24 protein-coding genes are annotated in these 25204 nt (G+C 56.9%); 11 read left to right on the forward strand and 13 right to left on the reverse strand.

Going from position 1 to position 25204, the window contains the following annotated elements; genetic code table 11:
* Nucleotides 1–15: 15 nt before the first annotated feature.
* The 4 genes from DFR30_RS12875 to cpdA all read left to right on the forward strand — a co-directional run bounded on the left by DFR30_RS12875 (nt 16) and on the right by cpdA (nt 4887).
* Nucleotides 16–1371: a sigma-54 interaction domain-containing protein gene (locus DFR30_RS12875; RefSeq protein WP_132973865.1), complete on the forward strand. Its 1356-nt coding sequence runs from the start codon at nt 16–18 to the stop codon at nt 1369–1371.
* Nucleotides 1372–1475: 104 nt separating this feature from the next.
* Entirely contained in the window at nt 1476–2642 is a 1167-nt protein-coding gene (argE, locus tag DFR30_RS12880; protein WP_132973867.1) for an acetylornithine deacetylase, read from the forward strand.
* Between the two features lie 48 nt (nt 2643–2690).
* A complete protein-coding gene (argA, locus tag DFR30_RS12885) occupies nt 2691–4040 on the forward strand; it encodes an amino-acid N-acetyltransferase (RefSeq protein WP_132973869.1) in 1350 nt (449 codons plus the stop codon).
* Between the two features lie 67 nt (nt 4041–4107).
* The gene (cpdA, locus tag DFR30_RS12890; protein ID WP_207891902.1) at nt 4108–4887 is read left to right on the forward strand and encodes a 3',5'-cyclic-AMP phosphodiesterase; all 780 of its coding nucleotides are present in this window, start codon (nt 4108–4110) and stop codon (nt 4885–4887) included.
* Here cpdA and DFR30_RS12895 read toward each other — a convergent pair.
* Genes DFR30_RS12895 through DFR30_RS12910 form a run of 4 tightly spaced genes read right to left on the reverse strand, consistent with a single transcriptional unit; the run spans nt 4881 to nt 8992 of the window.
* Nucleotides 4881–5894 (reverse strand): M14 family metallopeptidase, encoded by a 1014-nt coding sequence (locus DFR30_RS12895; RefSeq protein ID WP_132974481.1) that lies wholly within the window; start codon nt 5892–5894, stop codon nt 4881–4883. The two genes, cpdA and DFR30_RS12895, sit on opposite strands and share 7 nt — an antisense overlap.
* 8 nt (nt 5895–5902) lie before the next feature.
* Entirely contained in the window at nt 5903–7339 is a 1437-nt protein-coding gene (locus DFR30_RS12900; protein ID WP_132973873.1) for a glutamate-cysteine ligase family protein, read from the reverse strand.
* Nucleotides 7332–8009 (reverse strand): N-acetylmuramate alpha-1-phosphate uridylyltransferase MurU, encoded by a 678-nt coding sequence (gene murU, locus DFR30_RS12905; RefSeq protein ID WP_132973875.1) that lies wholly within the window; start codon nt 8007–8009, stop codon nt 7332–7334. Before murU ends, DFR30_RS12900 begins: the two co-directional genes overlap by 8 nt.
* On the reverse strand, nt 8006–8992 hold the full coding sequence (locus tag DFR30_RS12910) for an aminoglycoside phosphotransferase family protein (protein WP_132973877.1): 987 nt from the start codon (nt 8990–8992) through the stop codon (nt 8006–8008). Before DFR30_RS12910 ends, murU begins: the two co-directional genes overlap by 4 nt.
* A 185-nt stretch (nt 8993–9177) precedes the next feature.
* Here DFR30_RS12910 and DFR30_RS12915 point away from each other — a divergent pair, with 185 nt between their 5' ends.
* Genes DFR30_RS12915 through rsmA form a run of 5 tightly spaced genes read left to right on the forward strand, consistent with a single transcriptional unit; the run spans nt 9178 to nt 16332 of the window.
* Nucleotides 9178–11517, forward strand: a complete 2340-nt coding sequence (locus DFR30_RS12915; RefSeq protein ID WP_132973879.1) for an LPS-assembly protein LptD — start codon at nt 9178–9180, stop codon at nt 11515–11517.
* Between the two features lie 16 nt (nt 11518–11533).
* Nucleotides 11534–12808 (forward strand): peptidylprolyl isomerase, encoded by a 1275-nt coding sequence (locus tag DFR30_RS12920; RefSeq protein WP_424565411.1) that lies wholly within the window; start codon nt 11534–11536, stop codon nt 12806–12808.
* On the forward strand, nt 12805–13770 hold the full coding sequence (gene pdxA, locus DFR30_RS12925) for a 4-hydroxythreonine-4-phosphate dehydrogenase PdxA (RefSeq protein WP_132973883.1): 966 nt from the start codon (nt 12805–12807) through the stop codon (nt 13768–13770). The genes DFR30_RS12920 and pdxA overlap by 4 nt, the downstream gene beginning before the upstream one ends.
* A gap of 15 nt (nt 13771–13785) precedes the next feature.
* Nucleotides 13786–15486, forward strand: coding sequence for a cation:proton antiporter (locus tag DFR30_RS12930; protein WP_132973885.1), 1701 nt, complete (start codon nt 13786–13788; stop codon nt 15484–15486).
* Between the two features lie 39 nt (nt 15487–15525).
* The gene (gene rsmA, locus DFR30_RS12935; RefSeq protein ID WP_132973887.1) at nt 15526–16332 is read left to right on the forward strand and encodes a 16S rRNA (adenine(1518)-N(6)/adenine(1519)-N(6))-dimethyltransferase RsmA; all 807 of its coding nucleotides are present in this window, start codon (nt 15526–15528) and stop codon (nt 16330–16332) included.
* 14 nt (nt 16333–16346) lie between these two features.
* Here the strand turns inward: rsmA and DFR30_RS12940 are convergent, their stop codons facing one another.
* Together DFR30_RS12940 and DFR30_RS12945 are read right to left on the reverse strand one after the other, a co-directional pair.
* Nucleotides 16347–16772, reverse strand: coding sequence for a hypothetical protein (locus DFR30_RS12940; protein ID WP_132973889.1), 426 nt, complete (start codon nt 16770–16772; stop codon nt 16347–16349).
* A 433-nt stretch (nt 16773–17205) separates the two neighbouring features.
* On the reverse strand, nt 17206–17421 hold the full coding sequence (locus DFR30_RS12945) for an acetyltransferase (RefSeq protein ID WP_132973891.1): 216 nt from the start codon (nt 17419–17421) through the stop codon (nt 17206–17208).
* A 141-nt stretch (nt 17422–17562) separates the two neighbouring features.
* On the opposite strand from DFR30_RS12945, the gene apaG reads away from it, so the two are divergent.
* Nucleotides 17563–17943, forward strand: a complete 381-nt coding sequence (gene apaG / locus DFR30_RS12950; protein WP_132973893.1) for a Co2+/Mg2+ efflux protein ApaG — start codon at nt 17563–17565, stop codon at nt 17941–17943.
* A gap of 3 nt (nt 17944–17946) precedes the next feature.
* Nucleotides 17947–18777 carry a symmetrical bis(5'-nucleosyl)-tetraphosphatase gene (locus DFR30_RS12955; protein WP_132973895.1) on the forward strand — a complete coding sequence of 277 codons (831 nt, stop codon included), beginning with the start codon at nt 17947–17949 and terminating at the stop codon, nt 18775–18777.
* Nucleotides 18778–18808: 31 nt separating this feature from the next.
* On the opposite strand, the gene folA is transcribed toward DFR30_RS12955, so the two are convergent.
* Genes folA through DFR30_RS12990 form a run of 7 tightly spaced genes read right to left on the reverse strand, consistent with a single transcriptional unit; the run spans nt 18809 to nt 25125 of the window.
* Nucleotides 18809–19297 carry a type 3 dihydrofolate reductase gene (folA, locus tag DFR30_RS12960; protein WP_132973897.1) on the reverse strand — a complete coding sequence of 163 codons (489 nt, stop codon included), beginning with the start codon at nt 19295–19297 and terminating at the stop codon, nt 18809–18811.
* Nucleotides 19297–20091, reverse strand: a complete 795-nt coding sequence (locus DFR30_RS12965) for a thymidylate synthase (RefSeq protein ID WP_132973899.1) — start codon at nt 20089–20091, stop codon at nt 19297–19299. Before DFR30_RS12965 ends, folA begins: the two co-directional genes overlap by 1 nt.
* Nucleotides 20075–20875: a prolipoprotein diacylglyceryl transferase gene (gene lgt / locus DFR30_RS12970; RefSeq protein ID WP_132973901.1), complete on the reverse strand. Its 801-nt coding sequence runs from the start codon at nt 20873–20875 to the stop codon at nt 20075–20077. Before lgt ends, DFR30_RS12965 begins: the two co-directional genes overlap by 17 nt.
* Before the next feature lie 2 nt (nt 20876–20877).
* Nucleotides 20878–22074 carry a class I SAM-dependent rRNA methyltransferase gene (locus tag DFR30_RS12975; RefSeq protein WP_132973903.1) on the reverse strand — a complete coding sequence of 399 codons (1197 nt, stop codon included), beginning with the start codon at nt 22072–22074 and terminating at the stop codon, nt 20878–20880.
* A 40-nt stretch (nt 22075–22114) separates the two neighbouring features.
* Nucleotides 22115–23737, reverse strand: coding sequence for an ArnT family glycosyltransferase (locus tag DFR30_RS12980; RefSeq protein ID WP_132973905.1), 1623 nt, complete (start codon nt 23735–23737; stop codon nt 22115–22117).
* Nucleotides 23734–24408, reverse strand: coding sequence for a TVP38/TMEM64 family protein (locus DFR30_RS12985; RefSeq protein ID WP_132973908.1), 675 nt, complete (start codon nt 24406–24408; stop codon nt 23734–23736). The genes DFR30_RS12980 and DFR30_RS12985 overlap by 4 nt, the downstream gene beginning before the upstream one ends.
* Before the next feature lie 3 nt (nt 24409–24411).
* Nucleotides 24412–25125, reverse strand: a complete 714-nt coding sequence (locus DFR30_RS12990) for a glycosyltransferase family 2 protein (RefSeq protein WP_132973910.1) — start codon at nt 25123–25125, stop codon at nt 24412–24414.
* Between the last annotated feature and the right edge of the window lie 79 nt (nt 25126–25204).

The following is a 25204-nucleotide window of genomic DNA, read 5'->3' on the forward strand; positions in this document are numbered from 1 at the left end:
GGTTCAGGAGGATATATGAGTAAAGACAAGATCTCGGTCGAGGTTCAGTCACTCATCGATGCACAGGATCATCCTTTTGTCCTGATCGATGAAAACTATAATATAGTCGCTGCAAATATTGCCTACAAACAGGCCTACAGTGTAGAAACCCAGGATATCCTTGGTCACAAATGTCACCAGGTATCGCACCGCTCCGACGTGCCATGCCACATGAATGGCGAAGACTGCCCACACAAGGCCGTCTTCGAAACCCGCGCTCCACACCAGGTATTACACATTCACTATGACACCAACGCACAACCTGAGCATGTGCGTATCAAGGGCTCACCCATTTATGGCCTGGACGGTTCATTATTTCTTGGTGAAGCGGTATTTCCTCTCGCCCACAGCGAAGATCTCGACTGTGAACAGCAACGTTTGTCAGGGCAGTCCAGGGCATTCCTCGAATGCATTGAACACCTGACACGGGCAGCAGCAACCAGCGCACCGGTTCTGATATTCGGGGAAAGCGGCGTTGGCAAGGATCTGGCGGCGGAATACATCCATCGTCGCTCTGACCGCAACGGGCATTCCTTTACCATGGTGGACTGCAGCGCTATCTCCGAGTCGGTGTTTGAAAGCGAGTTGTTCGGTCACGAGCGTGGGGCCTTCACAGGCTGTATCGGACGCCGCTACGGGATGTTCGAGCAAGCAGATGGCGGCACCCTGTTTTTTAACGAAATAGGCGACCTGCCGCAATCGCTGCAAGGTCGCTTGTTACGCGCCATGGAGACCGGGCAGTTCAGGCGCGTAGGGGGACGGGAACTGCTCAGTGCAAACGCCAGAATTATCTGCGCAACCAGCAAGAACCTGCGACACCGGGTCGCAAACAACGAATTCCGGGCTGACCTTTACTACCGGATTGCCGGGATCCTGTGTGAAATTCCGCCACTACGCAATCGTCGTGAAGACATCCCTGAACTGGCCGAAGCCCTGTTACAAAGAATGGGACCTGAAAATACTGCGGCATACCACCTTACCAACGAAGCCATACAGGTACTGAAGACCCATGAATACCCGGGTAACGTGCGCGAGCTGCGCAATATTCTGCTGCGCGCCACAGCACTCAGCACCAATGGCATTATCACACCCGCAGAAATCTACCTTGATGTGCCCATCGAATCAGGGTATGCCGAAACCACACACCCGATAGCGAACCCGGATGGCCCGGAACCTTCCATCAAGGGCCTGGAATCACAGTACATTGCCGAACTACTGGCCGAACACCAGGGCAAGCGCGCCAAGGTTGCGCAAATTCTGGGGATCAGTGAACGGACGCTGTACCGTAAACTGAAACAATATGGCTTGCAGTCAATTGGCCGCTCTGCCTGAATCGGGCGACAGCATGTGTTTCCATGAAAGTGTAGTCTTGCGGATTATCCCTGCGGGGTTGTGACAGGCTTTTCCCGTTTTCCGATACGCGTTAGGCTGCACACATGCACAACACACCCGACCTGTTGGAAATGATCGATGGCCTGATCTCTGCACCTTCGGTGAGCAGTGTCAACGCCGCATTTGATCAGGGCAATCGCCAGGTAATCGAACGGCTGGCCAACTGGCTGGACCCACTCGGCTACCAGGTCGAAATCATGCCGCTGGCGGGGCAACCGGACAAGGCCAACCTGATTGCCACGCTAGGCAGCGGCCCCGGAGGACTGGTACTGGCGGGGCACACGGACACCGTACCCTGGGACGAGGGTCGCTGGAATGTTGATCCGTTCAGCCTCACGCAAAAGGACAATCGCCTGTACGGCCTTGGTACTTCGGATATGAAGGCCTTTCTTGCGCTGGCCATCGAAGCCGCAAGCCGGTTTGATGCCAGCCAGTTCCGCGAGCCGCTGATCCTCATCGCCACGGCTGATGAAGAAAGCTCCATGGCAGGTGCCCGCGCTCTGGTGGATGCCAGGCGCCCGCAGGCCCGATACGCGGTGATTGGCGAGCCGACCGGATTGCGCCCGATACGCATGCACAAGGGTATCCTCATGGAGGCCATACACCTGCGCGGACGTTCCGGGCATTCCAGCGACCCCTCGCTTGGCAACAATGCGCTCGAGGGTATGCACAAGGTCATCGGTGAACTGATACGCTGGCGCACCGAACTGCAAGCCGGGCATCACAACCCGCTGTTCGATGTACCGACACCGACGCTCAACCTCGGGCATATCCACGGCGGTGACAATCCCAACCGGATTTGCGCTGACTGCGAACTGCATATTGATCTCCGCCCCTTGCCCGGCATGGAAATCGAGGCCTTGCGCCATACCCTGCAAACCCGCCTTGCCGGTGTTATCGAAGGTAGCGGACTGGAGCTGGACTGCCATCCATTATTCGAAGGTACGCCGGCCATGGAGACAGATGCGGCTTCGGAAATTGTGCGTACAAGCGAGGTTCTTACCGGATATGACGCTACCTCCGCAGCCTTTGGCACCGAGGCGCCTTATCTCAACAGCATGGGCATAGATACCGTGGTGCTGGGTCCTGGCGATATCGACCAGGCCCATCAGCCAGACGAATACCTGGCTTGTGATCGCATTGAGCCGACGCTTGAACTGCTCAGGCAACTCATCACACGCTTCTGTCTCGCACCCGGGAGCCGGACCTGAACATGCTGCAGCTGTTTTTCGCGGCACGAAACCGGTAATCTGTCCCGCATGCCCGACAAACAACTCCATAAGAAAGCGGACAGCTTCGTTGAAAATATCCGCCAGGCCGCACCCTATATCCAGGCGCACCGCGGCTCGACCTTTGTGCTGATGTTCAGCGGCGAGGCCGTGGATGAGCATTTTGACCGTCTGGTACACGATATCGCGCTGCTACACACCTTCGATATACGGCTGGTGCTGGTGCATGGCGCACGCCCGCAAATCGAACAACGCCTGAAACTGCGCAAGGCGAAAATGCATTATGTAAATGACTTGCGTGTGACTGATGACGAGGCACTGGCCTGTGTCAAGGATGCAGTCGGCAGCCTGCGCGTTGAAATCGAGGCGCAACTTTCGATGAGTCTTGTCAACACCCCTACAGCCAATGCCCGCATCGGCGTCGCCAGTGGAAATTTTGTAATTGCCAAACCGCTGGGCATTCATGATGGCGTGGATTACTGCCATACCGGCGAAGTCCGGCGTCTGGATACGGATGGTCTACGCCAGCAACTGGAGGCTGGCCGAATCGTGCTGCTGTCACCGCTCGGGTACTCACCGACCGGAGAGGTATTCAACCTGAGTGCCGAGGAAGTCGCCACAGCCGCCGCCATTGCGCTTCACGCGGACAAACTGATTCTGTTGACCGACAGCGGCAACCTGCGCGACGGCAGGCGGCGCCCGATCCGGCAGTTATCCCTGCAGGAAGCTGAAAAACTCCTGCATTCCCGGCGCAAGCTGGATCCCGACCGGGAACGGCACATACGTCATGCCATCGACAGCTGTCAGCGCGGTGTACACAGAACACACCTGGTGGACCGGCATGAAAACGGCGGACTACTCAAAGAGCTGTTCACGCGGGACGGTGTCGGCACCCTGATTAGCGCAGAAACCTACGAAGGCATGCGCATCGCCGGCATTGATGATGTCGGTGGTATCCTGCAACTGATCACGCCGCTGGAAGCCAGTGGTGTGCTGGTGCGGCGTTCTCGCGAGATGCTGGAAATGGAAATTCACCACTTCATGGTTGTCGAGCGTGACGGCATGATCGTCGCCTGTGCAGCACTCTACCCTTACAGCGGCGGAGTTGCCGAACTTTCCTGCCTTGCCGTACACCCGGATTATCAAAAACAGGGGCGTGGCGACCAGCTACTCCAGGCGATTGAGCAACGCGCCGCACGGGAGGGTGTCAAACGACTGTTTATCCTGACGACGCGAACGGCCCACTGGTTCCGTGAACGAGGCTTCCGAAGCGCGGCACTTGCCGACCTTCCCGTGAAAAGGCGGAGCCTGTATAACTACCAGCGCAACGCCAGGGTACTGATAAAAACACTTGAGACGCCCGGCAAGAGGCTGTCCTGATTTAATCAACCCGGGGAAACAGAAAAGGCGGAGCCAGGTGCAGCAAAAGCGGAAGGGCAGGAAACCATTGCGTATAGCCCAGATCACCGATACACACCTCTACGCGACTCCGGACGGTCGATTGCTGGGCCTCAACACACGTGATTGCCTTGAACAGGTCTTGCGCCTTGTCCGAAAGGACACCACCTTCGACCTGGTGGTCGCCAGTGGAGACCTTGCACACGATGGCAGCATGAGTGCCTACCTGGGTCTGCGGGAACAGGTCGGGCAACTCGGTATCCCTGCCTACTGCCTGCCAGGCAACCATGACGAAGCCGGCGCGATACGTGAATACCTGGACGCCGGAGGCTTCCACTGCGTACGCAGCCACCTGGCCGGTGGCTGGCAACAGGTCTTTCTCGACTCCACCGTCGAAGGTGAGGATGGTGGACACCTGGCGGAAGGCGAGCTCGACGCGCTGTCACAGGCGCTCAACGCACACCCCGGCCTGCCAACCCTGGTCTGGTTGCATCACCAGCCCGTGCTCATGGGAAGCCGTTGGCTGGACACCATGGCCGTGGATAACCCGGATGACTTTTTCGCTGTCATTGACCGTCACTCTCAGGTACGCGCGATTGCCTGGGGACACGTACACCAGGCATTCGATCAACGGCGTAACGATGTGCGCCTGCTGTCCTCCCCGTCAACCTGCCTGCAGTTCCTGCCCGCCAGCGAGGACTTTGCCGTGGATGAAATACCGCCCGGTTACCGCTGGCTGGAACTGCATCCCGACGGGAAGTTGCAGACCGGTATAACGCGCCTTGAACACATCCCCGGTCATATCGACCTGGCAGCAAGCGGTTACTGAGCCGGCAGCGGGTATCGCTCCATCAGGTACCCCAGGCAGTCCTGGCGAATCACCCTTTCGTCAAGCGTAAACATTGATGGCATCAGCGGTCGAGCTGTCTGTAACAAACCGTCTTTCATGGTGAAGTAACGTGCGGCCACTTCATTCCCCTGTTCATCGGATGCTTCCAGTGGCAAAGATGTCACATCATTGAGATATGCCAGCGTACTACCGGCCGGCAACTCCCGGAAATTCAGATGGTCGAGGTCCTCGATAAAATTGATGTCCGCCGACACATCACCAAAACCGAAACTGAAACTGCGTGGCACCCGCACAATCGCCACGGTATGAAACACGTCCACGTCATGGTCGGCGACCGGTTGATCGGGTAACGCGTTAAGGTGCAGACAGGCGTCGAGGAATTCCAGCGCGTGCTGCTCACCTGCCGCCTGCCCGACCTTGCCGCACTCGACCGTCACGGCCGGACATGTTTCGGAAAACGCCAGTGACTGCACGCCTTTTGGCCGTGTAAAATACACCAGTGTACGGCTGAACAGACTGGCCAGTTGTACATAACGATGATCAACGCGATTGATACAGGCGTAGTGGGGATTGATGCCGGTATTGTTGTGGACATCGACACTGGCGAACGGCCGGCGCTCACGCATAATGTCGAACACTTCGCTCATCATGCGCTTCTCCGGTGTGTCCTGGCACTCGCTGCCGGGCCACACCCGGTTGTAGTCGGGTTGGCCGGCAAGACGGCGTAGCCCGTCACGGGCCGCATCTACATTCCCGATAAACAGGCTCAGTGTGCGTGGCAGTTCACGATCATAATAACGCTGTAACAAGGCCTGTACCGCCAACAGGCCAGTCGTTTCGTTGCCATGCAATAGCACAGATACAAACAGAGGGCGCTCACGCCGCCCCTGCAGGTGTACAAGCGTCGGGCCGCCAAGCAAGTCTGCGAGCTGTTCCGGTTGTGCATCGATAAAAGACTCAGGCAAGGTGTCCACCTTATGCAATATGCTACCCATCAGGTATCCCACCCATGAACCGGTTCACCGCTTCTCTGGCGGTCATAATAGGCATTGGTCAATGCCTGCATATCGTTCCCGTGACGCGCCAGCCAGGCACGCTGCCAGCTGGCGCCGGTACAGGCATTACTGACCCGCTGCCTGATAACGGAAAGATAATTCTCACGATCTGTCTCGTCGATTCCCAGCAGACCCAACCCATATCCCGCCAGCGGCACCAGTTTGTCCAGTAGCAGGCTCTGTGCAGGTCCCTTGCGACCATCCAGCCAGGTAATCTGTGCGTCCAGCCCATCACGGGCGGCGGCATAAAAGTTATCCCGCGCTGTCGCGAAGGGTAACTGGTTCTCCGCGGGTATCTCGCCCTGTACCAGCGCTTCCACCAACCCGAAATAGAAAGCTGCATTGGCAATACTGTCAATGACCGTTGGCCCGGCGGGCATAACACGCTGCTCGATACGAAGGTGCGGTGTACCATCGTCATCGAATCCGATGAGTGGGCGATTCCAGCGCCAGATCGTGCCATTGTGCAATCGAAGATGCCGCAATTCGGCTTCGGGATCCCCGTATTGCATGGGTAATAATACCGGGAAATGCTGCTCGTTCTCGACAAAACACTCGAACAGGGATTCCTTCGCGTACCCGGTTCCGAAACTGACGCGTCTCACCGGACCGCGACTGGCACCGGCAAAACCGCCCACTTCCACTGACTGTTCAAACAACGGGATACGGGTTTCTTCCCACAATTGCTTGCCAAACAGACAGGGCGAGTTGGCACTTGCCGCAACCAGCGGGGCTGACAGGATCTGTGCCGCATTGTAGTAACGGACGGCCAGCTTTTGGCTCACCTTCAGGTGCAATTGCAATGAGGTAGTGGCAGATTCCAGCATGACATCCTTGTGCACAATATTGAGGTGCTCACGGCCATGTATATCCAGCATCAGCGGCTTGCCTTCACGTAACCGCAACACCTGCTCATTGAGGGCCCGGTAACGTTCCAGCTTCGACATATTATCCAGTGTCAGGTCCTGCTGGCGCACGCTGGGGAGAATGCCGACCATTACCAGGCGCGTGCCGCCGATACCGGCAGCCACATGCTCACTCTCGTGCCAGGTCTCATCAAGCTGCCGGTGTAAACGTGACAGTGCATGATCCCTGAGCGGCTGCGGGTGCACATTCAGCTCGACATTGAACTGTGCCAGCTCGGGTACAACCAGCGGGTCACCCATCGCGTCAAGGAAATCCTGGTTGACCGATGCCGGCCGTGCCTGGCTATCGATCAACCAGGCTTCCAGCTCCAGGCCACTGACCGGCACCCGGGTGGAGAAAGCCTGTTCTTCAAACCACTGGCCGAGCAAGGCCGTCTCAGATGCCAGGCGCTCACGAAAGGCGTCGAAGTCTGCTTGCTCAAACTGGCTGTGACTGATCTCATCACCCATGCGGAACCTCTCTCCCGGATTGTTCGTTCAGTTCCGCCAGTCGACGGGGGGTACCGACATCAGCCCAGTAACCACGATAGTATTCGCCGGTCACTTTTTTGCAGCGTATCGCTTCGCGCAGTAATGGAGCAAGCGGAAAGGCGCCGGCCGGCTGATCCCTGAACAGCTCGGGGCGATACAAACCGATACCGCTGAATGTCAGTGCACCCTTACCTGTACCGGTGACGATGCCATTTTCGAGGCTGAAATCACCTTGCGGGTGATGTTCCGGGTTGTCGACAAGTACCAGGTGTGCAAGCTGCCGGGGTGTATGGCGAAGGGTGGCGTAGGGAAAGTCTGTGTAGATATCGCCGTTGACCACCAGGAATGCTTCATCGCCCAGCAGCGGCAAGGCATTGTAAATGCCTCCACCGGTTTCCAGCGCACCTTCCGGTTCGGGGGAATAGCGGATCTTTACACCGAAGCGCGCACCATCGCCAAGATGTTGCATAATCTGCTCGCCCAGCCAGGCGTGATTAATGACCAGTTCGAAAAATCCCGCATCACGCAACGCCTCGACGTGGTATTCGATAAGTGGTTTACCGGCCACCTCCAGCAGTGGTTTGGGTAGCCGGTCCGTCAGTGGACGCATACGCTCGCCACGACCAGCTGCAAGGATCATGGCTTTCATAAGGTTTTGATGACGTCCCCTGCCAGATCGCCCAAAAGTGCCAGCTCGGGGTAGTCGGCGCTGACTTCGCGGACGTACCCCAGCGTGCGTGGAATGTCCGCAAGGTAGCCGGGTTTGCCATCGCGGTGGTTGAGGCGGGCAAAAATCCCGGCCGCCTTCAGGTGTCGCTGCACCCCCATCAAATCAAACCAGCGCAGAAAGTCTGCTTCACTCCCCTGCTCCTTGCGAAAAATGCCGCTTTGCAGGGCGAGATCGTAGTAACCACTAACCCAGCCCTCGATCCGCTCGCGCGGCCAGCTGATATAACAATCACGCAACAATGAAACCAGGTCATAGGTCACCGGCCCGATGACGGCATCCTGGAAGTCCAGAATGCCGGGGTTGTGCCGTTCGCAAACCATGAGATTACGTGAGTGATAATCGCGGTGTACACAGACCTGCGGCTGTACCAGCGCAGCTTCTGCCAGCCGGATAAAACAGGCTTCCAGTTCTGCCGCCTGCGCACTGTCCAGCTCAATCCCGAGGTGCCTGTCCAGCAGCCAGTCACGAAACAGCCCCATTTCAGCCACTAGCAGGTTCCTGTCATAGTTCGGTAAACCGCAATCCGGCGTCACACAGCCTTGCAGTGCCAGCAATGCGCCCATGGCATCACCGTAAAGACGGTCTGCGGTGGTATCGTCCAGCGCATCCAGGTAACTCTGACTGCCGAGATCCGATAGCAACAGGAAACCCCGCTCAAGGTCGCTGGCGATCACCTCCGGCACATGCAGGCCCAGTTGCAGCATCAATTCACTGACGTGGATGAACGGGCGGCAATCTTCCTGCCCGGGCGGCGCATCCATGAGGATATAGCTTTCATTTCCATCGGAAACGCGAAAATAACGGCGGAAACTGGCATCTGATGAGGCCGGGGCAAGCTCTGCAGCCGGCCAGGCGAGTTGACTGAGTGTCCATTGCCGAAGCAGGTCAAGCCGGTCTGTCATGCATATTCCATAGTAAGCTTTGAGGTTATAAGGTGCATTATAACGATATGGCATGACAAATAACCGGCCCGGTTACCCGCTGGACAGCAGAATCAGAGGCGATTTTGCCTGAACAATTGAATATACTGACGCCTTGCGCGATTTTGGCGCATCCCGACTGAACCAGCCGAGCCGAATTCCTGTTTGTGAACATCCGAATCTTTCTCCTGATCATGGCGCTCGGCCTGCTTCCCGCACCGTACACTGCGGCCTCTTCCGACTGCTCCGGTTCCCTGCCTGGCTGGGCGTGCAGCGGTCTGGAACTGGCACAGGATATCGGTAGCAAAGACAAAAAATCGAACGACAAGAACTACCCCTACTACATCCATGAAGACCCCTACCAACCCTCTTCTGCCTGGGCCGTCTGCCCACCGCAACCTTTGCAGGATTTTCAACCGGCCTTCAATGGTGATCCTGACAAGGCCCCGACCATGCTGATCGGGAATACGGCTATCCGGGAAACCGGTGGCAAGCTGACGCTAACCGGCAACGCCGAAATTACCCGTGCAGACAAGCGCCTGAAGGCGGAGCAAGTCACCTATACCGAAGACAGTGAAGAAGTGCGGGCTGAAGGCAAGGTGCGTATTGACCAGCCGGATATGACCATGACTGCCGATCATGGCAGCTTCTGGCTGAAACAGAATCATGGCATCTTTTACGATACACAGTTCCGGCTCTATAGCCGCCATGCACGCGGCAGCGCCGAAACCTCCCGGCTGCTGGAACCCGGTATCACGCAGTTTGACAAAACCACCTACACCACCTGCGCCGACAACAGCAACGCCTGGATGCTGCGTGCCAGCGAGGTAACCCTGTACCAGGATGAAGGTCAGGGTGTTGCACGTCATGCCCGGCTCAACATCAAGGGCGTACCGGTAATCTACACCCCCTACTTGTCATTCCCGATCGACGAAAGGCGGAAAAGCGGCTTCCTGATACCAGGCTTCGGTTCCTCCAATCAGTCGGGCCTGGAGATTTCGCTGCCTTACTATTTCAATCTGGCCCCGAACTATGATGCCACCATGACGCCACGTTACCTGGAAAATCGTGGCGCACAGCTGAGCACCGAATTTCGCTACAAGTTCCGCCGCCAGGATGGCATTATCAACTACGAAATCCTGCCCAACGACGACCTCACGGGAGAAAACCGCAACCGCTTTACCTTCCGGGATACCAACCGCTTCGGACAGCACCTGACCACGCGTATCGACTATGACCGGGTTTCAGACAAGGATTACCTGAACGACCTGGGTGACTCACTGAGCCTGGCCAGCGCCACTCACCTGAGGCGATCAGCCCAGGCAGATTACCGGACCCGCTGGTGGCAGGCCGGAATACAGGTTGACGACTACCAGACCATCGACCGTACCATCGCCCCCGAGGACCGGCCCTACGAACGTCTGCCTGCACTGAGGCTGAATGCCAGCAGTCCGTGGCGTCCACTGGGTATCGACAGCAAACTGGATGCTACGCTGGTCAACTTTGACCAGGATGCACGTGTTACCGCAGACCGCTTCGACGCACAACCTGAAATCAGCTGGCCACTGCGCCGCAATGCTTTTGAACTGACACCACGGATTGGCGTCCGCCATACGGCCTACAAGCTTGACAACCAGAATGCCGGCATCAACAAGCAACAACGCCGCACTACACCCCTTGCCAGCCTGGACGGGACTCTTTTCCTTGAACGCCCGCTGAACTTCGGGGACAAGCGCTACACCCACACCCTCGAGCCACGCCTCTGGTACCTGTATGTAAAGGGTGAAAACCAGGAAGACATTCCACTGTTTGATACCAGTGAGCCAACTTTCACCTACCGGGAGTTGTTCACCGAAAACCGTTTCAACGGTGCCGACCGCATGGGTGACGCCAACCAGGCGGCACTGGCGGTGTCGACGCGCGTACTTGATGCAGACACCGGCGCCCAGCTTTTCCGTGCCTCGGTGGGGGAACTGTTCTACTTCGCCAATCGAAATGTCACAATCGACAACAGCGCACCCAGGACGCGCAGCCGCTCCAGCGTCGCCGGTGAAATGGAACTGGCACTGTCACGCTCCTGGCTGGGCAAGGCAGATATGGTGTGGGATCCTTACGACGGGCAGACTGAGCGCGGCAACCTGAGACTTCAGTACCGACCGGGATACCGCAAGGTCGCTAACCTGTCCTACCGGTTCCTGCGGCAATCCCAGAGTCAGATAGACGCTTCTATCCTGTGGCCATTGACACCATCGTGGCATGTACTCGGACGCTGGTACTATGACCTTAATGAATCCTCGGAACTTGAGACCATGGCGGGTATCGAATATGACAGCTGCTGCTGGGGTGTCCGGCTGATTGCCCGTGAATATATTGTTGCTGACGAGGATAAACCCCGACGCTCCATTATGTTCCAGTTTGTCCTCAAGGGACTGGCACGTATTGGCAATGACATCGAGTCAGTACTGGAAGATGGTATCCTTGGCTACACCGACCGACCTGAAAACTGAGACCTGAATGAAACTGATATCCCTCCTGCTGACTCTGGTATTTATACTGCCCGGACAATTGCTCGCCAATGTGCCGCTGAACCACATTGTGGCCGTAGTCAACAATGACGTCATCCTGCAAAGCGAACTGGACAACCGGGAACGCCTTGTCATCGAACAATTACAGAAACAGGATGCACAGCTCCCGCCACAGGATGTCATGCGCAAACAGGTACTGGACCGCCTGATACTGGAAAACCTCCAGTTACAGATTGCCGAACGCTCCGGTATACGCGTTGACGATGAAACACTCAACGCCAACCTGCGCAGCATGGCCAAACAGAACGGGATGACATTGACTGAATTCCGCGAAGTCCTGGAAAAAGACGGCTTTGATTATGTCGCTTTCCGCGAGGAATTCCGTAACCAGATCATCATGAACAAGATACGCCAGCAGATGGTGGATAACCGCGTGCAGGTCAGTGAACAGGAAGTCGACAATCTGCTGGCCAGTGCCGCAGAGTTCAATGACCAGTCACGTGAATATCACCTGCTGCACATCCTGATTTCCCTGCCGGAAGCCGCCAGCCCGGAACAAATCCAGGCAGCAAAAAAACGTGCCGAAGACATCCTCGCCCGCCTCAAGGCCGGTGCGGACTTTAAACAGCTTGCCATCGCAGAATCAGATAGTCAGACCGCTCTTGATGGTGGTGATCTTGGCTGGCGCAAGACCGGGCAGCTCCCCTCCTTCTTCTCCGATGTGGTCGGGCAGCTGAAAGCTGGCCAGATCAGCGATCTGATCCGCACCCCGAGCGGCTTCCATATCGTAAAAATCGAGGATATTCGCGGTGACGAACAACATACCGTCCATCAGACGCAGGCCAGCCACATCCTGCTGAGGCCTGATGCGCTGGTATCGGAAAATGAAGTCAAAACACGTATCACCCAGCTTTACGACCGCATTATGGCAGGTGACGATTTTGCCGAGCTGGCGCGCGCCCATTCACAGGACCCCGGCTCCGCCAGCCAGGGAGGAAGCCTTGGCTGGGTCAGCCCCGGCAAGATGGTACCTGAGTTCGAGAAAGCCATGAACGAACTTGATGTCGGTGAAGTCAGCAAACCGGTCAAGAGCCGTTTTGGCTGGCACCTGATCAAGGTACTGGACCGTCGCGACCACGATGATACGGAAGCCTACCGCCGTGCGCGTGTTCGCGAATCGATCCGCCAGCGCAAAACTGACGAAGAACTGGAAATCTGGTTGCGCCGACTGCGCGACGAAGCATACGTCGAGTATATCGATAACGGATCGTGACCCTGCGTATTGCCATTACCACAGGCGAACCGGCAGGCATCGGACCGGAACTGTGCGCAACACTGGATGCCAGTCTGTTTGACGCAGAGCTGGTACTGATCGGTGACCCGGAGCTTCTGGGTAACCGCACGGTAGCCGGTAAAACGCTAACAGACTTGCCGCTGTTCAACCCCGCCAGCTCGGCACAAAAAGGCCGGCTGTGCATAGCACCGGTTAACCTCAATACACCGTCACATGCCGGAACGCTCAACCCTGACAACGCCGGCTATGTCCTGCAGACGCTGGATACCGCGATTGAAGGCTGTCTCGATAAAACCTTCCAGGCCATGGTGACCGCACCGGTACACAAGGCTGTGATCAATGATGCCGGCATCCCTTTTACCGGCCACACCGAATACCTGGCAGAAAAAACCGCGAGTACACAGGTCGTCATGATGCTGGCAACACCCGGCCTGCGTGTCGCCCTGGCGACAACACACCTGCCACTATCCGAAGTACCTGCGGCGATTACCGCAGACAACCTCGAAGCTGTCCTCCGCTGCCTGTACCGGGACCTGCAGCTACATTTTCATATCAAATCGCCACGTGTGCTGGTGGCCGGACTGAACCCGCACGCCGGTGAGGGTGGCCACCTCGGATACGAGGATGACACCATCATCCGTCCTGTCATCGAGCAGCTGTCGGCCGAAGGTATGAGTCTCACCGGACCCTTGCCGGCCGACACACTGTTCACACCACCGTGGCTTGCCAAAACCGATGCCGTGCTGTGCATGTATCACGACCAGGGGCTGCCGGTCCTCAAGCATATGGGCTTTGGTCAGGCGATTAATATTACGCTGGGGCTGCCGGTTATCCGTACTTCGGTTGATCACGGCACCGCCCTGGAAATTGCCGGGACTCACCGCGCAGACCCTGGAAGCCTGGTAGCCGCCATACACTGCGCAATCGAGATGGCTGGCTGATGCGCGGGGTATAAGATGGAACACAGCCTGGTTCTGAATCTGTTGTTACTGATGGCAGGAACGACCTCGCTGGTTGCACTGTGCTATCGCATTGGCCTGTCGCCGATCATTGGCTATCTGACTGCGGGCTTACTGTTCGGCCCGTATGTCAGTGGTATTTTGCATGAGTCAGAATGGATTCATATGCTGGCAGAAACCGGCGTAGTGCTGCTGATGTTTACTATCGGACTCGAATTCTCTCTGCCGAGGCTGCTGGCCTCACGCCGTCTGGTACTGGGCTTGGGTGGGGCCCAGGTATTACTGATCACGCTGGTATTTACACTGTTTTTAATGTGGGCAGGCATGCAGCCCGGGCTGGCATTCGTGCTGGGTGGTGCATTTGCCATGTCTTCTACCGCGATAGCACTGAAACAGCTTGCCGAGCAGGGTGAACTGGGCATGGTGCATGGGAAAATTACGACCGCTATATTGCTGTTTCAGGATATCGCCGCCATTCCTTTTCTGGTCCTGCTGCCTTTTCTTGCCCCGGACAATACCGCGACATCAGGGGAAATATGGGTAACTTTTATCAAAGCAGTGGCTGTATTCATTGCGCTGGTGGCGTTCGGGCGCAACCTGTTGCCGCAAATATTGCACACTGTTGCACGCACTCATTCACTGGAATTATTTATGCTGACAGTGCTGGCGACGGCTTTAAGTGCAGCCGCATTAACCCTGCTAGCAGGCCTGTCTTCCACGCTGGGCGCTTTCATGGCAGGTATGCTACTGGGTGAAACCCATTTCCGGCATCAGGTCGAAGCTGATATTCGACCGTTTAGGGATTTGATGCTGGGCATCTTTTTTATCAGCATCGGCATGCAGCTTAACCCCCAGGTTTTGATTACAGCACCGTTGATGGTTCTGGCTGTGTTGCTTGGCCTTACACTGATAAAAGGTCTGATGATGTATGCGTTGATTCGACTGTTTTCCTACAACGCCATGGATGCGGCACGTGGTGCGGTGTCGCTTTCTCAAGGAGGAGAATTCGGCCTGCTACTGGTCGCACAGGCACTTTCACTTGGGCTTGCGGAGGCAGCCTTTTTACAGCCCGTACTGGCGGGCCTTATCATCAGTATGTTGCTGGCGCCGGTAATTGTACGATTCAATTACCCAATATCCCAGTTATTGCATGGCCGCCATCCCTTGCGCCTGAAAAGCGACACACTGGAAAATGTGGCAGAGGAAACCGCTGACCTACATGGCCATGTCATTATTTGTGGCTATGGCAGGTTGGGACAGGGTATTGCGCACATACTGAACGAGCAGGATTTTGATGTGGTGGCGATTGATAATGACCCGGAAAGGGTTCGGTTACTGCGCAAACAGGAGCCATCACTGCTGTTTGGTGATGCTGCAAATGCCATTATTCTGGAGCTGGCAAAAATCCACCAGGCACGGGCACTGGCAATAGCTTTTGATGATGAAGAGAAAGCACGATTGGTACTGGCACATGTGCATCGCCTTAACCCCGACCTCCCGGTGCTGGTACGCAGCCGCCACGGCTGGAAAACGGCTGACGAGCTGGGTCTGAATGTACAGGTCTTTGATGACCGACTGGAAAGCAGCCTGATGTACGCCTATGAATTACTGGTTATGTGTGGCGTAGAACCAGAACAGGCAGAAAAAACCATTCATCTTATTCGTACCAGTGCGTTTTCAGAGTTGAAAACGTTTTAATGTCTAGTTTACTAACGGACTGTAAATCTTGATAAAGATATGGGTAGCTCCTTGAGTCACCGTCCAAGGAAACGCTTTGGACAAAACTTCCTCCATGATGCCGGCATAATCCAGCGCATCGTGCAGGCAGTCAGTCCGCAACCCGGCCAGAGAATTGTGGAAATCGGGCCTGGCCAGGGTGCGATTACGCTGCCATTACTGGAAGCTTGCGGGAAACTCGAGGTTGTGGAGCTGGACCGTGACCTGATACAGCCCCTTGCCGACAGGGCCGCCGGAATCGGAGAGCTGATTATCCACCAGCAGGACGTCCTGAAATTCGATTTCGGAACACTGGCCGGGGATGACCGCCTGCGCGTCGTGGGAAACCTGCCCTACAATATTTCCACACCCCTGCTGTTCCACCTGATTGACCAGTCACCGGCCATACAAGACATGCATTTCATGCTGCAAAAAGAGGTTGTGGACAGAATGGCGGCTGCACCGGGCAACAGTGACTATGGCAGGCTGTCGGTGATGATCCAGTACCACTGCAAGGTCGACCCGCTGTTCCGGGTCAAACCCGGTGCCTTTAACCCTGCGCCCAAAGTTGAGTCTGCGATCGTAAGGCTGACGCCGTGGCAACAACCTCCCGCCCGGCTTGATGACCTTGCCAGCCTGTCGCTGCTGGTACGCACGGCTTTCTCCCAGCGTCGTAAAACCCTGCGCAATACGCTAAAAAAACTGCTGCCTGCTGAGCAAATCGAAGCGGCGGACGTGGACCCCGGAGTACGACCGGAAACCATCAGCCTGGAGCAATATATCAAACTGGCCAACCAGCTTTCGCGAATGAAAACCCGGGAACACTGAGACCAGCACCGGCGCTACCAGCGGCGCTGTAAAAAAAGATATCCGTCGGGATTGTCGTTCAGACTGCCTATCTGGGTATCGCCACCGGCGCGCAGGCAACGTTTCACATGGCCTGGAACGCTGGTGGAAAATTTGAGCGCCGGCCCATGACCTCCGAAAGGGTGCACAATTCGCAAGCCATCCCCGCCATTATCCACTTCAATTTTCGGTCGCCAGTTTTTCAGCCGGGCAGACAGATCGAAATTCGAAAAAGACTGTAACCACTCTGCGGATACTATTTCCGCCCTTATTTGCTGCAGCGGGCCCGTCGGATTTCCTTTACCTTCGGACACCTCACCTGCTTGCGCAACGCTACTCAAAACGACTCCGAGTGCAACACTGCAGGTCAAGACAACCATCAGATCCGGCTTTCGATAACGCCTTGATTTTATTGTGTTCATAGCAACACCGCCAGTGCGTTTCCCAATATTCCGGGGGGACGCTGACATCATTTATGATATCAAGGCAACTTTCTGTGAACCCGTTCACATTTCTGGCACTTGCACAGGGCAGCATAAAAGATCGGGCACTGGACTATGACAGGGCAAGATCAGAAACCCATTGAATATTCAGGTTATTGATATAGCTATACAAATCCAGAGAAACTCTGATCAATTCATATTCCGTCATTCTGGTGTATGCCAGAATCCAGCGGTTTCAATGAGAGGGATACCGGCCTGCGCGGGTATGATGGATTAAGCCGGTATGAGGGATTATCCAGAAACTCCCTCACGAATTTGTCGTTTCAGTATATGCCGAAATGACGGAAAACGCATACAGCAGGGCCATCCCTCCCGCTTAAAAAACACTGAACCTTCAGTAGGCTGCGCACCCCTAATGCCGGACGCTCCGATAACCAACGTCTATCCAGCAGCGTGGCAATTCTTCCCCGGAAGGAAATGCCAGCTGTTTTTTTACAAAACGTGCCGGATCCTGCAACTCCTCTCCGGCGTGGTAGCGCCCCTCAAGTTCGACACTGCAAGGATCTATCATCGCAGCCATATCCAGAACTTCCACCAGGTCACCCGTACTCTTGTCTTTCAGGAACATAACGCTCTCCTGCGCATCAAAGTATTCGATATAAATATAGACCCGTTTACGGCTTTGCGCCTCCCACGGAATGAGAAGGGGTAATCTGTACGCACTGTCGTAAAGCACGTATCCTTTCGTGGTATTCAGGAGTCGTTATTCATGACAACAGACAGTTACGATATCAAAATCGATGTGGAAACCCACTACATCGAAGAGCAATCACTTCCCGAACAGGGCCGCTATGTGTTTGCCTATACCATCACGATCGAGAACTGCGGTAATGTACCTGCCCAGTTGCTACGTCGCCACTGGGTGATTACCGATTCCAACAACCGCGTGCAGGAAGTCAAGGGCGAAGGTGTCATTGGAGAACAACCACACCTCAAGCCCGGTGAAAATTTTCGTTACACCAGTGGCACCATGCTGGAAACGCCTGTCGGCAGCATGAAAGGCAGCTACCAGATGGTCGCCGATGATGGTGTCGAATTCGATGCCGATATACCGCCCTTCAGCCTGTCGATTCCGCGCATCCTGCACTGACCGGTGGCAATCTGGGCGATCGGCGACATCCAGGGCTGCTACGACGAACTTCAGGCACTACTGGAACAGATAAACTTCGATACGCACAAGGATACGCTGTGGTTTGCAGGCGACCTCGTCAACCGCGGACCAAAGTCACTGGAGACCCTTCGCTTTCTCCACCACCTGAATGCCGTCACGGTACTCGGTAACCACGATCTTCACCTGCTTGCCTCGGCGCACATCCCGAAATACCGCAAGCACAGGGACACCCTGCATCAGATCATAGATGCCGATGACGGACCACAATTGCTCGACTGGCTGCGTCACCAGCCTCTGCTTCACCATGATGGCCACACCGGTTACACCATGATCCATGCCGGGCTGCCCCCACAATGGAACCTGCAAATTGCACAACAGTGTGCCGCTGAAGTGGAACAGGTGTTACGAGGCCCGGACTACAAAGACTTTCTCGAGACCATGTATGGAAACCACCCTAACCTGTGGTCCGAGTCGCTGCGCGGTCACGATCGCCTGCGCTTCATCACCAACTGTTTAACACGGCTGCGCTACTGTGATGCCAATGGACGACTGGCGCTGGAACACAAGGGCGCACCCGGCACCCAGCCCAGGCACCTCAGGCCGTGGTTCGAATGGCCAAGAAAAAGTGCCGATATGAATATCCTGTTCGGGCACTGGTCGACGCTGGGGGCTTATGACGGTAATGGCGTTCATTCGCTGGATACGGGTTGCCTGTGGGGCGGGACGTTGACGGCGCTGCGGGTGGACACGGCAGAGCCGGAGCGTGTGGAGTATGCCTGTCCGGGGGCGATGTCGCCGCGTGAGGAAAAATAGCGGCTGGTATGGGTAGATTTAGTGGCAGCGTTCAGGTAATGCGCTCCAGTGTGACAAACTCGAAATCGAATTCATTTTTGTCATCGCGTGTATGTGCTTCGCGTTCAACTTCATGCCACTGCGTCAGATTGAATTCGGGAAACCAGGTGTCGCCCTCGACATCTGCCTTGACCAGCGTGAGATACAGACGGTCAGCCCGGTCGAGCAGTTGCCGGTAGAGATTTGCGCCGCCGATGACCATGGCTTCGTCGCTGCCGGCGGCCACTTCCAGTGCCTGTTCGACAGAATGCACAACGACACAGCCCTCGGCCTGATATCCAACATCGCGGGTAATCACAATGTTGGTTCGTCCCGGTAACGGGCGCCCGAGTGATTCCCAGGTCTTGCGACCCATGATGACGGGTTTGCCCATCGTCAGCGCCTTGAAATGCTGCAGGTCAGCAGGCAGGCGCCAGGGCAGCTGGTTGTCACGGCCGATCACATGGTTCTGCGCCATGGCGACAATGAGGGAGATTTTCATCACACGGCAACCGGTGCCTTGATGTGCGGGTGCGGGTCGTAGTCGACCAGTTCGAAGTCTTCAAAGGTGAAACTGAACAGGTCTTTTACATCCGGGTTGATCTGCATGGTCGGCAGTTTGCGCGGTTCGCGCTGTAACTGGGTACGGGCCTGTTCGAGATGGTTGGAATACAGGTGGGCATCACCCAGCGTGTGTACGAAATCGCCCGGCTGCAGGCCGGTCACCTGCGCCATCATCATGGTCAGCAGGGCATAGGAGGCGATATTGAACGGGACACCCAGGAAGATGTCCGCACTGCGCTGGTATAACTGGCAGGACAACTTGCCCTCGGCCACATAGAACTGGAAGAAGGCATGACAGGGCGGTAACGCCATGTTGTCGATTTCACCGACATTCCAGGCACTGACGATAATGCGCCGGGAGTCCGGGTTGTTTTTGATCTGGTCGATGACCTGGCTGATCTGGTCGATCTTGCGGCCGTCCGCAGCCGGCCAGCTACGCCACTGGGAGCCGTATACCGGACCGAGTTCACCGTTCTCATCGGCCCATTCGTCCCAGATGCTGACACCGTTGTCTTTCAGGTAGCGGATATTGGTATCGCCCTGCAGGAACCATAACAACTCGTGAATAATCGAACGCAGGTGCAGCTTCTTGGTGGTGACGGCGGGAAACCCTTCCCCCAGGTCGAAACGCATCTGGTGACCGAAAACACTCAGCGTTCCGGTCCCGGTACGGTCCTCCTTGCGCACGCCGTTATCCAGCACGTGCTGCATCAGGTCACGATACTGCTTCACGCTTCCCTCTCCCCGAGTAGGCCCACCACAACAAATAAAGTCCAAACAGGATCATCGGCGCAGACAGCACATGCCCCATGGTCACCCAGCCAAATACCAGGTAACCAATGTGTGCATCGGGCGTACGCACAAACTCCACTGCAAAACGGAAAATGCCATAACACAGCATAAACATGCCGGACACTGCACGGCGTGGTCGCGGCTTCGCCGAATAAAACCACAGAATAATGAACAGCACCAACCCTTCAAGAAAGGCCTCGTAGAGCATGGACGGGTGACGCGGCTGATTGTCGACGAACGGGAACACCATACCCCAGGGCAGGTCTGTCGGTTTCCCCCAAAGCTCGCCGTTAATAAAATTGCCGATCCGCCCGGCGCCCAGACCGACAGGCACATAGGGCGCGATCACATCGGTCACTTCGTAAAAGGTACGCCCGGTCTTGCGCCCATAGAGCCACATGGCAAAGAATACGCCGAGCATGCCACCGTGAAATGACATCCCGCCCTGCCAGATGCGAAACAGCACCAGGGGATCGTCGAGAAACAGACCGAAGTTATAAAACAGGATATAACCGATGCGCCCGCCAAGAATAACGCCAAGGGCACCGTAAAACAGCAGGTCACTGATCTCTTCCGGCGTCCACCCGGAGCCGGGTTTGCGTGCACGGATAGTACCCAGCCACCAGACCGCGATAAAACCGATCAGATACATCAGTCCGTACCAGTGAATGGCAAACGGCCCGAACGAAACAACCACCGGATCAATATTCGGATAGGTCAACATAATCAGCTCGGCAATACGCGGCAGAACAGTGCTTTCAGGTAAGCGGTTTCAGGGATGGCCGGGTGTAATGGATGGTCCGGCGCCTGGTGGCCACGCTCCAGGATCTGCAGGCTGCGATCCAGGTGACGAGAGGACTGCAGCAAAATCTTCTGGAACTGCTCCTCGCCCAGGTGATGCGAACAGGACGCCGAAACCAGTATCCCGTCTTTTTTCAGCACCTGCATGCCCAGTTGATTGATGCGATGGTAGGCCTGTTCACCGGCCTTGTTGTCCTTGCGGCGTTTTATAAAGGCTGGCGGGTCAAGCACCACAACGTCGAAGCGCTCCTGGTCGACACGCAATTGTGACAACACTTCAAAAGCATCTCCCTGGATACTGGCAACCTTGTCTCCAAAACCGTTGGCTTGTGCATTGGCATGGACGCGATCCAGCGCCTGCTCCGAGGCATCAACGCAAAATACCTCGCTGGCGCCACCCGCGGCGGCCTGCAAGCCCCAGCCGCCAACATAACTGAATACATCCAGCACGCGTTTTTCTTTTGCATAGGCGCGCAGGCGAATCCGGTTCATGCGCTGGTCATAGAACCAGCCGGTCTTTTGCCCCTGCTGCAACGAGACATCAAACCCCAGCCCGGCCTCTTCTACCTTGATGTGCTCCGGGACGTCTCCCAGTGTTTCGGTATAACTGTCCAGCCCCTCGAATTTACGAATTGAACTGTCACAACGCAACACCACACCTTTCGGGTGTATCACCTTGTCCAGCGCCTCCAGCACCTGCTCGCGTACGGCTTCCATACCCGCCGTGGTCAACTGAACCACACAGATATCGTCGTAGCGGTCGATGACCAGTCCCGGCAGTTGATCGGATTCACCGTACACCAGCCGGTAGAAAGGCCGGTCGAACAAAAATTCGCGCAGCGACAAGGCCACCTTGAGGCGGTGCACAATCAGCGATCGATCCAGCACATAGTTCGGATCGCGACTCACCAGCCGCGCACAGATCAACGAAGCGGGATTCACATAGCCATTGCCAAGCGATTTACCGTTATGGGCCTGGACCTGGACTGCCTGACCCGGGGTGAACGCCTTGAGCGGTGTGGCGGTATTGTCTACCTCGTTGCTGTACACCCACACATGTCCGGCGCGAATGCGGCGCTCCTCATTCTTCTTCAACCGTAACGGGGGCAGGGTTTCACTCACAACGCAGTCCTTGATACCGATTCATTCAAAGCCGGCAAGCTTACGCGCTCGCCGCCATCGCGTCGAGCCAATCCGGGGCTGACGGCAGGCGCGATACCGGCCACAAAACCAGGCTGCCGCCACGGTAAGGCCAGACCTCCACATCGACAGGCAAATGCGCCGGCAACACCTTGTGATTGACCAGCAGGTAACCGTCCGGGTGGGCCTTCTGCCAGTGTTGCAGCGCAACCCTGTCCCGCAACGGCTCGATGCGCTGTCGCAGGCGCCCGATAAAATTGAACTGACCGTGGTACTTGCCCAGCCAGGCGACCGGTCGACCCTGTTCCTGTAATTGCGCAATCCGGTGACTTGCCGGCCGCAGGTCAAACGGCGTGGTCGCCAGTGACAAAACCCCGGCATACACCACCGCTGTCATAAACATAGTCGTCAGCGCCGCCACGCGCACGGCTGCCGGCAGGGGAAGGCTCAATCGCATCAGCACAAAAGACCATAGCAGCAGTGCCGGGCCCCACATCAACTGAATATAGGCGAGCCACGCCGGGCCCTGCGGCCACCAGGGCAATACCAGTAAAAGCAGTCCCGCTCCCGCCAGCAGCACCGCCACAAACAACAGGCTGAATCGCTGCTCCGGGCGGACCTGCTGCCACTCGATCAACGCCCGCGCCAGCAATGCAGCCACCAGCGGGAACAGCGGCAGCAGGTACTTGCCCTGCTTGCCGCTCACCAGGCTGAACAGCAGTAATGCCGGCACCAGTACCGCCAGACAAAAGCGCACCCCCGAATCCCACTTCTCCGGCTTGCCGAGTAACCGAACGGCCTTCCACAAAACCGGCCAGAGCAGCCACGGCAACCACATGACCGGCAGCAACCACAGGTAAGTCCACCATGGGCTGCGATGCGCAAAGGAGTCCACCACCCGCCCGGCCGATTGTCCCCAGAAAATCGCCTCGCGATAATCTTCTCCACCCGCCAGTCCGGCCGGTATGGCCCACGCCAGTGCAATCACCGCCGCCAGCAGCACGGCGCCCGCCAGCCCTGAATACCATCGCCACCAGTGTTGTGGCCGATCGGCAAGCCACCAGGGCGCCAGGAGTGCGACAGGCAATACCGGCAGGAATATCACCGGTCCCTTCGCCAGTACGCCGAAACCCAGCGCCACAGCGACCAGAAACCAGCCGCGCAGTGGCCGCTGTGGCACATCGAGCAGCCCCAGCCAGGCCACCAGCGCCGCAATCACCAGCAGCATGTCGAACTGCACCAGGGTATAGAAGTTCTGCCAGAACAGACTCCCCAGTAGCAACCAGGGCACCAGGCCAGCAACACTATCTGCCCGCTGCGGCCACAGGCGACGCGCCAGCAGCGTGGACAGTCCTAACGCCAGCAGACCCAGACCTGCCATCAGCAAACGCGCGGACAGGGCCGACACACCCGTCAGTGACCACAACGCATGAATCAACCAGAACAGCAAGGGGGGTTTGTGGCTGTATGGCTCGCCATTCAGGTAGGGCACCAGAAAATCATCGCGCAGCCACATCTCCCATGCCACGCTCAGGTAGCGCGTCTCGTCGACGGGTAGCAACGGGCGCAACCATAGCTGGATAGCAGACAGTGCAGCCGCTGCCAGCAACAACTCCAGCCAATGCACTACCTCCCGACCCTTCACAGCACTTCTCCCGGCACGACCGGCAAACGGCGCCGGTAGCGCTGGTAAAGCTGCACACCCAGCACGCCGGAGATCAGGAACAGCACAACGCCGATACCGATACGCATGACAGGGTCAACATGAACACCGCTGCCGAGAAGGGAAAATATCAACATCTGCGGCATATAGCCCAGCGCCGAGCCGGAGAAAAAGGGTATCGCCCGTATCCCGCCAAGTCCGGCAGCAAGGTTCAACAACAGGTTACTGCCGGCCGGCAAAAGACGAATCACCAGGGTAGTAGTGAAGGTGTGCTCATGCACAAACGCGGCCATACGCCTGAACCGTTCCGGTACCCCGGACACACCGAGGAAGCGCCGGGCCACACGTCCATAGGTAAAGGTCATTACACAGGCGGCCAGCACCGCCAACATGGCCAGCACGGTGCCTTCCGCGAACCCGAAGGCGTAGCCCGAGAGAAACGCCACCACCTGTCGCGGTAGCCCCAGCGAAGCAAACAGTGCAGCCACACCGACAAACCACAATCTGCCGGCGAGGCCCTCGTTGCGGATTTCACTATCTATCCAGCTCTTGTCCGGCAACACACCAAAAGCTCCGGACTGCAACAGCCAGCCGACTGCGACCAGCACGGCAGCCAGTAACAGACCTTTCCACAGGCGACGATACGGGTGCAAAACTCAGTCGTCCTCGCGGGCATCCGGCCGTAGCGGTCGGCGGCGCAGCCACATCACACCCAACAGGTCGACTATGCCGGCCCAGAGACGGTTATGCAGACCGTACTTGCTGACACCACGCTGGCGCGGACGGTGATTGACGGGTACTGAACACACCCCGCCGCCGGCACGCAAAACCAGTGCAGGCAGGAAACGGTGCATGTGGTCAAAGCGCGGTAATTGCAGACAGGCTTCGCGGCGCACCAGCTTGAGGCCACAACCGGTATCCGGCGTTGCATCCCCAAGCAAGGCCGCGCGCACCGTATTGGCGACGCGTGACGACAGGCGTTTTATCCAGCTGTCACGACGCTGTTGACGCCAGCCTGTCACCAGCCACAAGGTGTCATCGGCCTGTGCTGCCTCGTACAGGACGGAAATATCCGAGGGATCATTCTGGCCATCACCATCCAGTGTGGCAACCCAGGGCGCGCGTGCGGCCAGCAGTCCCGTCATCAATGCCGCACTCTGGCCAGCGTTCCTGGCATGGCGAAGCACCCGCAAGCGGGGGCACGCTGCTCGCAGCGCCGCCAACCGCCCGGCCGTGGCATCGACGCTGCCGTCATCGACAAAGATCACCTCGTAGTCGAAGCGGCCGTCCAGTACCGAGCACACTTCATCGAGCAACGGCTGCACATTGTCCTGTTCATTAAACACGGGAATTACGAGGGAAAGATCCATAAGCTTGAAAAGGTTTTCCGCTCGCTTGTGCGCGGCAAGACCGCCTCTGTATAGTTGACTGTTCCAGTCAGGAATTATA

The organism is Thiogranum longum, assembly GCF_004339085.1.
Taxonomy (GTDB): Bacteria; Pseudomonadota; Gammaproteobacteria; order DSM-19610; family DSM-19610; genus Thiogranum; species Thiogranum longum.